Genomic DNA, 14224 nt, shown 5'->3' on the forward strand with positions numbered 1-14224 from the left:
TTTATTGATTTACCTCAATTTCAAGCATGCCAAATGCTTGGCTTATTGTGTTATAAAAGCTGTTAATTTCTGCATTGGATCTTGCATTTATCTTAATTTTAGATAGATTTTGCTTCCATAAGTGCTGTATTTGTTCAATTTCGATAGCGTAATTTTTTGCTATTTCTGAAATTTCTACTGTTTTATGTTCATCTTTTACGAAGGTTATTTCTGCACTAAAAATCTCCTTATATATTGGGTTAATACTGCTTCTTATAATGCTAGCAGTGCCGCAAACATCAAGGGTTTTGCACTCTCCGTCGTGTATAAATACGCCGCTTGAGGTAAAGACGATTTTTGCATCATTTGGCGAAAAATTACAACATTTTGCAGCAAAACAGCGAACATTTGGTAATTCCTTTATAAAAATTGGATTTCTGTAATGCTTATATGCAATTTTTGCAACATGATCTTGCAGGCGTAGTGCTTTGATATTTGGAAATATTTTGTAAATTAACTGCATAGGGTCGATTGTTCCCTTGAAAACTTTTATGCAAAGCGTCGATAAGTCTTTTTGACCAGAATATTTCATCATAAGCTGCATTAAATCTTGGCTAAATTTCACGCCTTTTACATGGCATGCTTTCTTGATTAACTCAAGACCTTTTCCGCTATATTCCTCGTCATTTGCTTTGCTGGAGTGCTTTTTTATTGCATATTTTGCAAGACCTGTTGTTGCAAAGGCAAGCCACTCAAGGCATACAGTTGGGTTTTTTGCTGTTATTATCTCAATTCTATCGCCATTTTTAACCATTGTATCAAGGTTTTGTGTTACGACATTATTAATATTTGCCGCGTGGAAATGCCTGCCAAGATTTTCGTCTACGAAAAATGCAAAATCAAGGATTTTCGCCCCACTTGGCATGTGAATTACATCTCCATTTGGCGTAAAAACAAAGACTTTGTCTTGATACATCTCAAGTTTTGCGTATTCCAAAATGTCATTGACCGGCGATTTTGAGTTTAAAATCTCTAAAATTTTATCAACCCATTTTTGCTTAAAATCATCAGAATTTATCACATTTTCGCCGCTTTTATAACCCCAATGCGCAGCAAGACCAAATTCCGCCTCGTCATGCATTTGCTTCGTTCTTATTTGAAACTCAAGCAAAACGCCATTTTCATCAATTACCGAGGTATGAAGTGACCTATATCCATTTTGCTTTGGATTGCTGATATAATCCATAAATGAATTTGGCACAAATTTGTATATTTCATGAATTTTCTTCATTGCCATATAGCATTGTTCTTGATTTTCCACTATAACGCGATGTCCAAAAATGTCGTAAATTTTATCAAAACTTGCGGTTTTATTTTGCATTTTTTGCCATATAGAATAAGGTGTTTTTATTCTAAACTTTATTTTTGCGCAAATTCCTGCATTTTGCAATTCACTTTCAATAAAATCAAGTCTTTCCTGCATTTTGGCCTCACTTTCTTTTGTTTTCAGCTCTTCAATTCTTTTAATCACAAAATTTCTTGCCCGTGTGTTTATAATCGAAAAAGATAAATCCTGAAGGCAATCCTTAATCTGATACATCCCAATTCTTTGTGCAAGAGGTGCGTAAATTTCTAAAGTCTCAATTGCTTTTGCCCTTCTTTTTTTCTGACTTGTAATAGATTCCATAGTCATCATATTGTGCAGTCTATCGCATAATTTCACGATTAATACACGAATATCTCGTGAGAGGGCAAAAAATAGCTTCCTTAAGTTTTCTGCTTGCTGAATTTCATCTGTTTTATAGCGAATAGCCCCAAGTTTTGTGACTCCATCGACAATTTGTGCAACATTTTCACCAAAAAGCCCTGATATTTCCTCAAGACTTGTATGGGTATCTTCAACAACATCATGCAGCAGGGCTGAAATTATGCTGTCATCATCAAGCTTCATAAGGGCGACAATATTTGCAACCGCAAGTGGATGAGTGTAATATGGATGGCCGGATTTTCGCATTTGATCTCCGTGTTTTTCCTTCGCATATTCAAACGCATGGGCGATTTTTTTCGTATCAGCAAACTGGTTCATGGCAACTACATTACTTTGAAAATCTGAATATGTAATGTATTTTGGGAACATACAAAAGCTAAATCTATAGACAATTGTAAACAAATTTTTTTTATTGTAAAGAAAAAACAGGAAATGTAATAAAAGAATGATGATTGTTTAGAAAAGTTACAGATTTTATAGAGATTTTCTTAGTATTTATGATATTTGTTGATAGATAGTGATGTTTATTGCATCATCAAGAATCATTTCATTTCGGAGTTTTATTTGCTAAATTGTTTATTTTGAATTAAATGCTATTTCACGCAAAAGGTAAAATTATTCAATAAAAATCGCAGGTTTTCTGCAGTTTTTCCCCAAAATCTGCAATTTCGTCATCTGTGATGTTAAGTCTTGGAAGAAGGCGAATAATGTTGTCAGCCGACGATGGCGCAAGTAATAAGTGATTTTCACGTGCTTTTAGAACAAAATCTTGATTTGTGATTTTTTCGTTAATTTTAATTCCAAGAAGCAAGCCTTTACCACGAATTTCAGTTATTAAATCTGTCTTTTCTTGTATTTTATTGACTGCTTGGATGATTTTTTCGCTTGCAGTTTTGACATTTTCAAGAAACTTGGGTTTTGAGACCTCATCTAGGACGTATCCAACGAGTTTTGCTGCCATTGGATTGCAACCGAAAGTTGACCCATGGCTACCTGGCGTCATGCAAGGTGCAACTTTATTTGATGCAACGCAGGCACCGACGGGATAGCCAGCAGCAAGCCCTTTTGCTGTGATTAAAATATCAGGTTTTATGCCAAATTGCTCAAAGGCGTATAGCGTTCCTGTTCGTCCAACGCCAGATTGCACCTCGTCTAAGATTAATAAAATGTCGTTTTCATCGCATATATTTCGAATTTGAGCAAGAAATTCCTGCGTGCATGCCATAACGCCGCCTTCGCCCTGAATTGGTTCAAGCATTATTGCTGCAGTTTTCGATGAAATAAGGTTTTTGACTGAATTTATGTCGTTTAAATCTGCGTGTAAAAAGCCTTGCAATCTTGGCTCAAAACCTTCAAGATATTTAGCATTTCCTTGCGCTGCAATTGATGCTATAGTTCTTCCATGAAATGACTTTTTAAAGCATATTATCTCGTATTTATCGCTATTTTTATGCCAAAAATATCTGCGGGCGATTTTAATTGCAGTTTCAACGCTTTCCGTGCCTGAATTTAAGAAAAAAGCCTTGCCGCCTATTGAAAGCTCGGTTAATCTTTTTGCTGCATATTCAAGCTGGGATGTGCGAAAATAGTTGGCGATATGCATCATTTCTTTTGATTGGCTGGCAAGGATTTCGGTTATTTTTTCATCCGCGTGCCCAAAGACATTAACTGCAATTCCTGAGATAAAATCAAGGTATTTTTCACCTTTCTCGCAGTACAAATACCCACCTTTGCCGTGCGTTATAAGTAAATTTGATCGATTTACAACAGGTAAAAGATATTCCATAAAAAGGTTTTTGTTAAATAAAAAGCCAATTTTTTAAAATGCAAGAAGGATTTTTATATTATTTGGTGTGTTTATTTTTTTGCAATTGTTTTAATAACATCATTTTTTCTTCTTTCTTCAAATGATATATTTCTGACAATTGCTGTTTTATAAATTTTAATTTCATTACCTTTTGATATTTCAACCATACATGTTTCATTATTTTCTATAGCCGATATTTTGCCAAAAACGCCAGAGAGTATTATAACTTCATCACCTTCTTTTGTGCCGTTAATCATTCCTTGTTGTTCCTTATATTTTTTACTTTGAGGTCTAATAATGAAAAAGTAAAACACAACAAAAATCATTAATATTGGCATTATTGATTGAAATATTGAAGGCTGAGCAACTTCTGCAGCAACTTCAGATGCGTTTGCGTTTGAGATTAAGAAATTTATCATATTAATTATAATTTATAGTGTTATTATCTTGTAAGGAATTTAAAAATCAAGTACTTTTTATTTTTAAAAAAAGTAAATAATTTCTTGACAATTATTTTTTTCATTTTAGTTTGGGTTAAAGATTTAAAAAAATCGTTTTAATAATCATTCATGACAGAAAATAAAAACAACCAAGAAGCCCCTGAGGTTTTAGTTGAAAAAAAGCGTTTAAGAGCTCCAAAAGCAAAGCCTGAAGCTAAAGATGAGGTGGCTAGCGAACTTCCTTTAGGCGATGTTCAAGCTGAAAAAAGTGTGATAGATACAGCCACGCAGACGGAAGAAAAGAAGCTTTTTAAGGACAAAATTTCAATATCCATTAAGCCGAAAATTACAGCGCCTGAGGCGGTAAAAACTCAGGATGAATCGAGTAAAAGTGATTTAATGTCTTCTGTTTCGAAAGATGAAATGCCAGATTTATCGGCTATTGAATTTTTACTTGATGATAAGCCGGTTGAAAAAAAAGAAGAGCAACAGGGTCTACTTGGCGATGAGTCTGTGCAGCAAGTTGAGGGAAAAAGACATCACCATCGGGTGCAAAAAGATGAAAATATTATAATGCAGGTGCAGGATATTGACCCAAATGAAGCCGATTTTGCATATCCGCCTAAAGAGGAAAATACAATAATTGTAAAAAAACTGAAAGAGAAACGCATGAATGAGCTAAATGAAATGGCTGAAAAATACGGCGTGCAAAATTACCATAGAATGTTGCGTCAGGATTTAATAACTGCGATTTTAAAACAGTCAGTTTTTCATGGAAAATTGATATATTCTGAGGGAATTCTTGAAATTGGGCACGACGGACATGGGTTTGTTCGCTCGCAAAGCTATAATTATGCAGCTTGCAGCGACGATATTTTTATATCCAATAATCAAATTCGCAAGTTTGGCTTGCGTTTTGGAGATCAAGTTGCAGGTTATGCGCGCGTTCCAAAAAAAGGTGAAAGATACTTTTCACTGCTTCGTTTAACGGAAATTAACGGAAGGTCTAGTGATGAGCCGGTAAGTAAAGTGAATTTTGACAATTTAACGCCGCTTTATCCAAGAGAAAGGCTAAATTTTGAGTGCACTGGAATTAAAAATAATGATTTTTCAACAAGGGTTATTGACCTAATAAGTCCGATTGGTAAAGGGCAAAGAGCATTAATAGTTGCCCAGCCTAAAAGTGGTAAAACTATGCTTATGCAGTCTATTGCACATGCAATTGAAAAAAATCATCCGGAAATTTACTTGATTTATCTTGGAATAGACGAGCGTCCTGAGGAATTTACCGAAATGCAAAGAACCATTAAAGGTGAAGTTGTAAGCTCCACTTTTGATGAGCCTGCAAAAAGACACGTTGAGCTTGCTGAAATCGTTATCGAAAAGGCAAAAAGGTTAGTCGAGCAGGGCAGGGATGTTGTAATTTTGCTTGACTCAATCACTCGTCTTGCGCGCGCATATAACAATGTTATGCCATCATCTGGTAAGATTTTATCAGGCGGGGTGGACTCAAATGCGCTTCATCGTCCTAAAAGATTTTTCGGTGCCGCGCGTAATATTGAAGAGGGCGGATCGCTGACTATTATTGCAACAGCACTGGTTGACACGGGCTCTAAAATGGATGAGGTTATTTTCGAGGAATTCAAGGGAACGGGTAATTCTGAAATCGTTCTTGACAGAAAAATTGCCGACAGACGCGTCTTTCCTGCGATTGACATTCTCAAATCCGGAACAAGAAAAGAAGAGGAAATGGTCTCAAGTGAAACTCTTACAAAGATGTGGATGCTTCGCCGTATTTTGAGCGGAATGGGCTCCGGACACGAGGCTCTTGAGTTTTTGCTGAAAAAAATCAAAGAGACAAAAGACAACGAGGACTTTTTCAAGAAAATGAACGGCCCTATGCAATAAAGCTTGCGATTTATTTTTTGCATTTTACACTTCCATGCTTGGAAAAAAATTGTTTAAAATATGAGCGATAAAACAAAGGAAAATTCAAAAGCTGAAGGCGAAAAAGGTAAAAAATCCGAGGGCTTTACTGGCTTTTTAGAGACGATGTTCATGGGCAAAACCGTTCGTCACGGGTTTTTGTTTTATTTTGTTGTATTTATAACTATGCTACAGCATCTGCATTAATATCGTCAAATTTACTATCGTTTAGGATGTCGTTTATACAGTTCCCACCTTTGACAAACCCCTCGTTATTGGTTGATTTAATGAATTCATCTTGCTTATCACTTGTCATGTCATCAAATTTATCGTATTTTTTATAGAATTTATTGTAAATCTCGGCATTTTCATTGAAATATTTCTTCATTTTCTCTTTGATATTAAATACACAGCTGTATTTATAAACCGCTTTAGAGTTATAGCATTCATCTGCATCATTTGACATATTAATTAATTCTTGCGTGATGATTTGAACTTTATTATGAACAGCGTGAATGAACTTGATTTTGTCTTTATATTTATCAAATAATTGCTTTGTTATTGGTTGAAATCCGCCGCACCAAACTGCGTCAATGAATACAATTTTTTTATGACCAGCAATTGCATCTTGTGTAAGTTTTTTAACAAAAATTCCGTTTCTATTATTGCTTTTTACGCCAGTTGTGTATCTAAATAAATTAACGGTATTTTTTGGATTTTGTCGTTTTTCAAATATAAAATCATGCTTTACATCTTGATAAACGGTGTAATTTATATTCAGAAATCTTTTATCGTTGAATTTTTCCTTTACAAATTCGCATTTATTAAAGTCTGGCGTGCATTCTTTTATTTTCACATCAAGTTCTTTATCGACACTTTGATCTTCGCTTCCATAATAAGGATCGAAGCTGTAAATATTGATTTTATAGCCTTTTTGATTAAGTTCTTGAGCGTAAGAGTTGTATTCTTGATCTATCCTTCCGCCAGCGCCAATTATTATAAAAATAGCTTCTTTCGGAGCTTGTTTTGCAAGGCAATTTGCGTCAAAACTTAGAAATAAAAGCAATATAATAACAAGGTTTTTCATATTTTGGAAAGTAAATAGTTGCACACTTGATTGAGTTTTTTTTATTTAAAGCTTAAAGTCAAGAAAAATCTTTCTTATTTTTCTATTTTCATACAACCATCCCATTTACCTGTCCTTGCCATAAATCCTTGAATTTTCCATTTTCTATAGCCATCAACTCGGAAAATGAGCCGTCTTCAACGGCTTTTCCGCCGTCCATAACAACAATTCTATCCATGTGGCGAATTGTTGAAAGCCTGTGCGCAATGGCAATTACCGTCGCATTATTTGCAAGCAGCATCGCATTTATTGACTTTTGAATTTCACTTTCAGTCTGGGAGTCAAGCGCGGAAGTTGCCTCGTCTAAAATCAAAATCGGAGCATTTTTTAAAATCGCCCTTGCAATCGCAATTCTTTGACGCTGTCCGCCGGAAAGTTTTATGCCACGCTCGCCAACTAGTGTATTGTATTTTTCGGGCAAAGTGATGATAAAATCGTGAATATTTGCCATTTTAGCTGCATTTTCGACTTCATCTTGAGTTGCATTATCTTTTGCGTAAGCGATATTTTCACCAATTGTGCGATGAAAAAGCATTATATCTTGGGGAATAAGAGAGATTTGCGATCGAAGGCTATCTGACGAAACATCGTAAATACTTTGCCCATTTATCAAAATATCACCGCCTTCATCGCTATTTTGTCTTCCTATTGTTGCCGATCTGTCGAAGTATTTGTAATTCGTAATTGCGAAATTTTTTAGCAATAAATTAACAATAGTCGATTTTCCAGCGCCAGAATGCCCAACTAAACCAACCTTTTGCCCTTTTGCAATCTGTAAATTCATGCCATCAAATACCTTATTTGCATTTTCGTAACTAAATTCAATATTCTTAAAATTAATAAAATCTTTCATAAAAAACAACTAAATAACCAAATCCCGTGCGTCTTTTTTGTCAATTACATCTTGTTTTACCTGCATTATTGAAAATGATGATTTGAAATCGCCTATTTCTTTCATAAAATCTGCCATATTTGATACAAATTGCCATAAATTATGGCATATCGTCATTGAAAATGTGCTTAAAATAAATACAAAATCTCCTGCGGTAATAATGCCTTTTATTTTGCAATGTAGCATAAAAAGAAAAACAAAAATAAGCATTGGATAATAGAGCAAGCATGCAATTATATTAAATTTCATGTCATATTTATATGTTTTAATCTGAGCTTTTACAAAGCCATTTTCTATTTTATGCTCTAAATTTTTTATTTCTCTTGTTCTTTTGGCAAAAGCAAATAGTGTAAAAATATTAGTAACATTATCAGAGATCATTCCAAAAAGTAAATGTTTTTCATCGCCTTCAATGTTTGAAAAATGGTTTAGCTTCTTAATCACGGGATAGATTATTAAAACAAACAAAATAGCCCATATTAAAACAACAATTCCTATAATATAATTGACAAAAAATAGACCAATGATTGGAAATAATGTCCAGAAAAAATAGCACCCCAATTTGTGATGCAGGGTTGAAAATATACTATCATATCCGCCTAAAATGCCTTTAACTTTGCTTACTACAGAGCCAGTTTGTGTATTTTGAAAATAAAAATAATGATGATTTTGAACATAATTATACACATCAAGAATTATATTTCGTCTTACAAAAGGTTCACATTTTCTTTCCGCAAAATTCGATATTCTCCAAAGCAGATCAAGTGATATTTGTGCACCAAAAAACATTATGATAGCGTATATAATTTGTCTATTATTTGGCACATCTTTTGTAAAAGCATCTATAACCAATTTAAAAGAATAGTTGTTAAATACAGGAAAAAAGCCTGTTAAAAATGGCGCTTGTAAAATCAAAACATACCACCATTTATAAGGTTTAATGTGTTTATATAAAAATAATAATGGCTCTTTCATAAAATAACTAAATAACCAAATCCCGTGCGTCTTTTTTGTCAATTACATCTTGTTTTACAAAAATTCCATCAAGGGATGCTTTGAAGTCTGCAAGGTTTTGAATAAATGAAAGTGCGTTGTTAATTAAGGAAAAAATTTCATGAACGCATTTTAAAACAATTAATATAGTAATTGTCAAAACCCCAGTGCTTATGGCATCAATTTTACGCAAATAAATTGCATATATAAAAATACCCAAAGTCATAATAGTATTAACAATGCCAACCCAAAGCCATGTTTTATAGTTATAATAATTAAGTTTGTCAACATCAGGTTTGCCAATTTTTTCATAATGATTTTTAATTTCATTAATTTCAGAATCTTTTTTTGCAAATTGAAAAATTGTAAACATATTTGTAACCTTGTCCGACACTTTGCCAAGTAATAAATGCCAGTTCTTTCTATTGACAAAAGCCATTTTATCATATTTTGCCGATTGAATATAGCATATTAAGCCCATAACTATTATATATAATAATACCGGCGGTAATAATTTCATTGATAAAAAGGCTATCATAATAATATTTCCTAGGATAATTGAGAAGCTTTCAAGTAAATTATGGGAAATTTTATCCCAAAATTGATAAAATCCATCAGAAATCCCCTTTAATTTACTAACAAGTGAGCCGCCAAAGTTATTTTGAAAATAGGTGTATGAATGATTTTGCAAGTAATCATAAGTCTTTATGATAAGATCTCTAAAAATATTTCCATGCAATTTATATTCAGAATAATCATGCAAAGACCACAAAAATCGTGATAGAATCTCAATTGCAAGGAATATTGAAAGTGGCAAAATGAAAATCTCATAACCCGAAATTTCACCAGTTATTGTGTCTATTATTGTTTTTATAATATAGTTATTTAAGGCAAAATACACCCCTTGAAAAAGTGGTGCAAGGCAAAGAAAAACATACCACTTGCGATACGGTTTAATAACCTGTTTTATAAATGAAATTGGCGTGATTTGCGTCATATAGATGATAATTATTTAACTGGAATAGCGCTTAAAAACTCCTGTTTTTTTGCAATATCAGTTTCAAATTGACCGGAAAAAAGCATAGTTGTGGTATTGCAATTGTGTTTTTTAACGCCACGAAGAGACATGCAGCCATGATTTGCGCGGATAAATATCGCACTGCCCTTTGGCTTGATATATTTCGTCATTATGTCAAGAATTTCAACCATCATTCGCTCTTGAAGTTGAAGCCTGCGTGAAACAGCCTCGACAATTCTGCAAATTTTACTAAGCCCTATCACCTTTTTATCTGGAATGTACGCGATGTGTGCAACGCCAACAATTGGCAGCAAATGATGCTCGCATGTTGAGGAAAAATTGATATTGTCTATCATTACAAAGTTGTTGTAATTAAAGCTATTGTCGAAATTTTTGCCAAATTCACTGTCAAAATCAATGTCATATCCGCCAAATAGCTCTTCAAATGAGTCAATTACTCTAGATGGAGTATTTTTCATAACCTCGTCATTTGCCTTGCCTTTGGAGATATATTCAAGTAAAGTTAAAACTGCCTTTTCGGCATCACTGCGTGAAATACTCATAAACAAACACCTTTATCAAAGGCTATGATATTGAAATTTAAAAAGCAAGATAGTTTTAAACTTAATATCATAGCTTGCTCGATAGGGCTAGTTTTGCTTTATCAAACTTTGTACTGCCTTGCGCCTATTTTCTTGTAAATTCTGAACCTTGTTGGTACCACTACTAATAGGCGGCAGAGCATCATTTATACCATTTCCAGTAGCTTTCGTGAATAGAGTAACCTGCTTAACTGTATCGTATTGATATTGCTGGACTGATGGATCCATTACATTACTATGATAAAACTTGCGCCCTTGTTGACTAATTTTAGATTTTGGCAGTTGGTTCGGTTGATCATTCTTCTCTACCGTTTGACCGTTAATTATGAGATAAGTCTGCTCATTATTTTCCATAGGTGTTGATATTTTTTGTTGATTATAATATCCACCACCAATACGAGTAACATTAAAAGGTTTGTCTTTTTTATTTCCACGAGATATAGTTTGTCGAAATTGTTGTTCTGCATCACGCGAATGAATTATACGATAACTTGGATCAAATGTCGTATTATCGCACACATTATCATACCCAGCAACATACTGCCTCTGCCCAGTAGTCTTCTGCTCAGCTGTATCAATCAACCTATTATCTATAGATTGTTGATTATTCTTTACTTCCTGTGTTTGAAATATATTTATATTTTGTTTATTATTTTGTAATTGCTTAATTGTTAAAGTATTTTCCAAAGGTTCCAAAGCATCTTGTTTCTGCGTCTGCTGTTGCTGTTGCTGTTGCACAGATTGGTTAAATTGACGACTTTGTACCTGACGACTTACTTTCTTTTCTACCTGCTGTGTGCTAAAAATATTGTGCTCCTGATTTGTACTCCTCTGATGCTTTTGATCTTGGAGTTCTTGCAATTTTCTTTTCATCTCTTCTTGCTTTTGAGCTTTGAGTTGTTCTTGAGCTTTGAGTTCTTGCATTTTTCTTTTCATCTCTTCTTGCCTTTTGTGCTGCATGCCCCAAATACTTTGTATATTTTTAGTTTTTAGCAATTTTACTTTTTGTATCGTCGTTTCATTTCCAATAATTGGTTTTTTGAAATGTAGGGTTTTTTTATTAAGAACAAACTTGTTGATAGTGCTATTACTTTGAAAAGTTTTTCTCTCGCGTGGAATTATCCTTCCTCTTTGCTCTTGGTGCTGCTCTTGCTGCTCTTCCTCTTGCTCTTGCTGCTCTTCCTCTTGCTCTTCCTCTTGCTCTTGGTGCTCTTCCTCTTGCTCTTGGTGCTGCTGTGGCTGCTGTTGCTGTTGCTGCTGTTGCTCCTGCTGCTGCTGTAATAATAATGCTTGTAATTTTTGCTCTAGCTCCTGTTTCTTATCTCCGAGATAAGATGGTTTGGGTGGTAATGTCAAATTAATATCATCCCTGTTGCACTGTTCTAAGATAAATTTTTCTTCTTTCGCAATATCTTCCGGTTTCTGCTGTATTTCTTTAATTTTTGCATTAATATCTGCATTAATATTTGAAGCATGATTGTTATTGTCTTGTTGTTCATCATTTGCTTCCTCTTGTACTGCTACTTGGAAAACTTTTGGATGCATTGTATTGAGAAATCTACTATCAGCTGTGCTAGTGCCAGTAGCAGCGGTCTCTGGGGTCTGCTGAAGAAGATTCTTTTTATTAAGATTATTTTTATCAAAATTGGATCTCTGCTGTATCCTTGGTGGTGGCGGTGGGATATTTGCATCCAGCTCATTAGCAACCGACTTATTAGCAACCATATCAGTAACCAGCTTATTATCGCTTGCGCCTAATTGAACTGAACTATAACGTTGTCTTTGTATTGTATGTGTTGTTTCGTATTGTTGTGAAAAAAACAAATTATTCGTCTCATTTGTCTCATTTTCTGTCATTTTATGATCTTGTTTTCCAGCAATCTTGGAGTCTTTATTTTTGCCGATTAAAGTCTGAATATTTGCTATAATGTATTTGCTTCCTGATGTATCAATGTTCTCATGGGTGACAGCCTTTGCGTGCGGTTTATCAGTTAAGACGGCATCATTTAAATCTTCAGTTAATGAGAGCGCCGTTGCTATTTTTTGCAATTTTGTGTCTAAAGACACACTATCTGATTGTATTTTTGCTAATGCCTGATTTTGTAAGAATGTTGTTTTAATATTTAATGCTTGAACTCTTTCTTTGTATAGTTCCATTTCTTTATTCATTTTTTCTTTTGCCTCATGAATTTTCGCGTTGAATATAACTTTCATATCTATTAGAAGTAACACAAGTTGCATAACAAAAGTATTTTTGTCTTCTTGTGTCCAAGATGTTAACTCGTCTTTGCCTATGTTATTGAGTTTTGTGAGTAGTACGCCATTATAATTACGATTTTTAATCAAGCCTTTTTTTTCTATTTCGGTCATTTTGTTTTGTGCGGTTGTTACCATAGTAGCGCATTTTATTAAATCGTCATCGTTTAAAGTTGCTTGTTCTGTTTTGTTTATTGTATTTGTTATATCATCATACATTTGTTGTTGTTGATCAATATATTTCTTTCGCTCCTCTATAACCTCTTTGCTTTTTTGGTATTCTATGGCTAAATAAAGACGTTGATTCTTTAGATCTTGTTTATCATTGTTTTGTATTGTGTTTTGTAATTTTTTTAGCTTCTCAGTTTTTTCCGCGAGACTATTCTCACATTCTTTTTTTTCTTTCTCAATTTGTTTTATGTCTGATGTAATCTTTTTTTGTTGTTCTTGTGTATTGGGTTTGTTGTGTTGTGTTTGATTTTTTATTGCGTTATAAGTTTGTTTTGTTATAAGCTGAGTTTTTGGTTGTTGTACTTGCAGGGCTTTTCCGGCATGTTCTATGGTAAGTTCGGTAATCTTACTGTTGATAACTTCTATATCTTTCTTTAGTGTATCTTGTTCTCCTTTGTTTTTATTATAATAGACTTGACCTTTATCATCTATTATTTGACCATCAATATTCAGTAAATCAGTCACTTTCTTGTATACCATACCTATGGGATTATCCATGCTTTTTAAGAATTCACTATCTTTTAATGATGATTCGAATAGGTTCTGAATTTTTTTGTTCGGTTGTTCTTTAATTTGTTCTTTAATATATTTCTCTGATGCATTATAACCGATGATCATGTAAATCATGTCTTCACATCCTTTTTTTATTTTGCCAGATTTACTCTGTTTAAATGCACTGTTCCTGATATCTGTACGATCATTATTATCTATTATATAACAATCTAAAAGGTAACTTATATCTTCTTCACATTGTTTTTGCTCTTTCTCTAAATTGTTTTGTTTACTTTTTAATGCTTGTATATGTGAATCAATCAAATTCATTGTATTACTATGTTTACTAATTACCATCAACGCTTTTTGTTGCTCAAAGTATTCAATTAAAGCTTTATTTGCCCTAATATCTTCATATAGATCATATGTTTTTTTGTAGTATTCGAATAATGTTTGACCCATATTATTCATTGAATTATTTGATTGTTGTTGTGCCTTAGGAGGAATATTGTCTAATTTTGTATTATATTCTTCTAATTTTGCATTGTATTCACTGTAAGTTTGTTCAAACATTTTTTGCATCGCACTTGAGTTAGTTTCTATAGGATCTGAGACGAAATCTAGGTTGTTCATAGGGTAAAAAAATATACCTTGCATTAAACATACTATTTTTATTATTGTCAAGTGTTTTTAT

General features: G+C 33.5%; 11 protein-coding genes. 2 read left to right on the forward strand and 9 right to left on the reverse strand.

Annotated elements, in window-relative coordinates:
- Position 1 precedes the first annotated feature (1 nt).
- The 3 genes from deia_RS00170 to yajC all read right to left on the reverse strand — a co-directional run bounded on the left by deia_RS00170 (position 2) and on the right by yajC (position 3973).
- Entirely contained in the window at positions 2-2116 is a 2115-nt protein-coding gene (locus deia_RS00170; RefSeq protein ID WP_146820161.1) for a RelA/SpoT family protein, read from the reverse strand.
- 250 nt (positions 2117-2366) lie between these two features.
- Positions 2367-3533 carry an aspartate aminotransferase family protein gene (locus tag deia_RS00175; protein ID WP_146820162.1) on the reverse strand — a complete coding sequence of 389 codons (1167 nt, stop codon included), beginning with the start codon at positions 3531-3533 and terminating at the stop codon, positions 2367-2369.
- 71 nt (positions 3534-3604) lie between these two features.
- Complete coding sequence (yajC, locus tag deia_RS00180; protein ID WP_146820163.1) at positions 3605-3973, reverse strand: preprotein translocase subunit YajC; 369 nt, start codon at positions 3971-3973, stop codon at positions 3605-3607.
- Between the two features lie 594 nt (positions 3974-4567).
- On the opposite strand from yajC, the gene rho reads away from it, so the two are divergent.
- Together rho and deia_RS05770 are read left to right on the forward strand one after the other, a co-directional pair.
- On the forward strand, positions 4568-5902 hold the full coding sequence (rho, locus tag deia_RS00185; RefSeq protein ID WP_146821470.1) for a transcription termination factor Rho: 1335 nt from the start codon (positions 4568-4570) through the stop codon (positions 5900-5902).
- Between the two features lie 60 nt (positions 5903-5962).
- Positions 5963-6127, forward strand: a complete 165-nt coding sequence (locus deia_RS05770; RefSeq protein WP_153259909.1) for a hypothetical protein — start codon at positions 5963-5965, stop codon at positions 6125-6127.
- Here the strand turns inward: deia_RS05770 and deia_RS00190 are convergent.
- The 6 genes from deia_RS00190 to deia_RS00210 all read right to left on the reverse strand — a co-directional run bounded on the left by deia_RS00190 (position 6105) and on the right by deia_RS00210 (position 14163).
- A complete protein-coding gene (locus deia_RS00190) occupies positions 6105-7007 on the reverse strand; it encodes a hypothetical protein (RefSeq protein ID WP_146820164.1) in 903 nt (300 codons plus the stop codon). The two genes, deia_RS05770 and deia_RS00190, sit on opposite strands and share 23 nt — an antisense overlap.
- An 88-nt stretch (positions 7008-7095) precedes the next feature.
- The gene (locus tag deia_RS05850) at positions 7096-7899 is read right to left on the reverse strand and encodes an ABC transporter ATP-binding protein (protein WP_246117021.1); all 804 of its coding nucleotides are present in this window, start codon (positions 7897-7899) and stop codon (positions 7096-7098) included.
- A gap of 9 nt (positions 7900-7908) precedes the next feature.
- Positions 7909-8913, reverse strand: coding sequence for an ABC transporter transmembrane domain-containing protein (locus tag deia_RS05855; RefSeq protein ID WP_246117022.1), 1005 nt, complete (start codon positions 8911-8913; stop codon positions 7909-7911).
- 7 nt (positions 8914-8920) lie between these two features.
- Positions 8921-9928 (reverse strand): ABC transporter transmembrane domain-containing protein, encoded by a 1008-nt coding sequence (locus tag deia_RS00200; RefSeq protein WP_146820165.1) that lies wholly within the window; start codon positions 9926-9928, stop codon positions 8921-8923.
- A gap of 11 nt (positions 9929-9939) precedes the next feature.
- A complete protein-coding gene (gene folE / locus deia_RS00205) occupies positions 9940-10512 on the reverse strand; it encodes a GTP cyclohydrolase I (protein ID WP_146820166.1) in 573 nt (190 codons plus the stop codon).
- An 87-nt stretch (positions 10513-10599) separates the two neighbouring features.
- Complete coding sequence (locus tag deia_RS00210) at positions 10600-14163, reverse strand: hypothetical protein (protein ID WP_146820167.1); 3564 nt, start codon at positions 14161-14163, stop codon at positions 10600-10602.
- Positions 14164-14224: the final 61 nt, after the last annotated feature.

Source organism: Candidatus Deianiraea vastatrix (genome assembly GCF_007993655.1).
Taxonomy (GTDB): domain Bacteria; phylum Pseudomonadota; class Alphaproteobacteria; order Rickettsiales; family Deianiraeaceae; genus Deianiraea; species Deianiraea vastatrix.

Coding starts and splice junctions, on each gene's coding strand:
- deia_RS00190 (WP_146820164.1), bottom strand. CDS start 7,007: ATGAAAAACCTTGTTATTATATTGCTTTTATTTCTAAGTTTTGACGCA.
- deia_RS05770 (WP_153259909.1), top strand. CDS start 5,963: ATGAGCGATAAAACAAAGGAAAATTCAAAAGCTGAAGGCGAAAAAGGT.
- folE (WP_146820166.1), bottom strand. CDS start 10,512: ATGAGTATTTCACGCAGTGATGCCGAAAAGGCAGTTTTAACTTTACTT.
- rho (WP_146821470.1), top strand. CDS start 4,568: ATGCAGGTGCAGGATATTGACCCAAATGAAGCCGATTTTGCATATCCG.
- deia_RS00170 (WP_146820161.1), bottom strand. CDS start 2,116: ATGTTCCCAAAATACATTACATATTCAGATTTTCAAAGTAATGTAGTT.
- yajC (WP_146820163.1), bottom strand. CDS start 3,973: ATGATAAATTTCTTAATCTCAAACGCAAACGCATCTGAAGTTGCTGCA.
- deia_RS05850 (WP_246117021.1), bottom strand. CDS start 7,899: ATGAAAGATTTTATTAATTTTAAGAATATTGAATTTAGTTACGAAAAT.
- deia_RS00200 (WP_146820165.1), bottom strand. CDS start 9,928: ATGACGCAAATCACGCCAATTTCATTTATAAAACAGGTTATTAAACCG.
- deia_RS05855 (WP_246117022.1), bottom strand. CDS start 8,913: ATGAAAGAGCCATTATTATTTTTATATAAACACATTAAACCTTATAAA.
- deia_RS00175 (WP_146820162.1), bottom strand. CDS start 3,533: ATGGAATATCTTTTACCTGTTGTAAATCGATCAAATTTACTTATAACG.
- deia_RS00210 (WP_146820167.1), bottom strand. CDS start 14,163: ATGAACAACCTAGATTTCGTCTCAGATCCTATAGAAACTAACTCAAGT.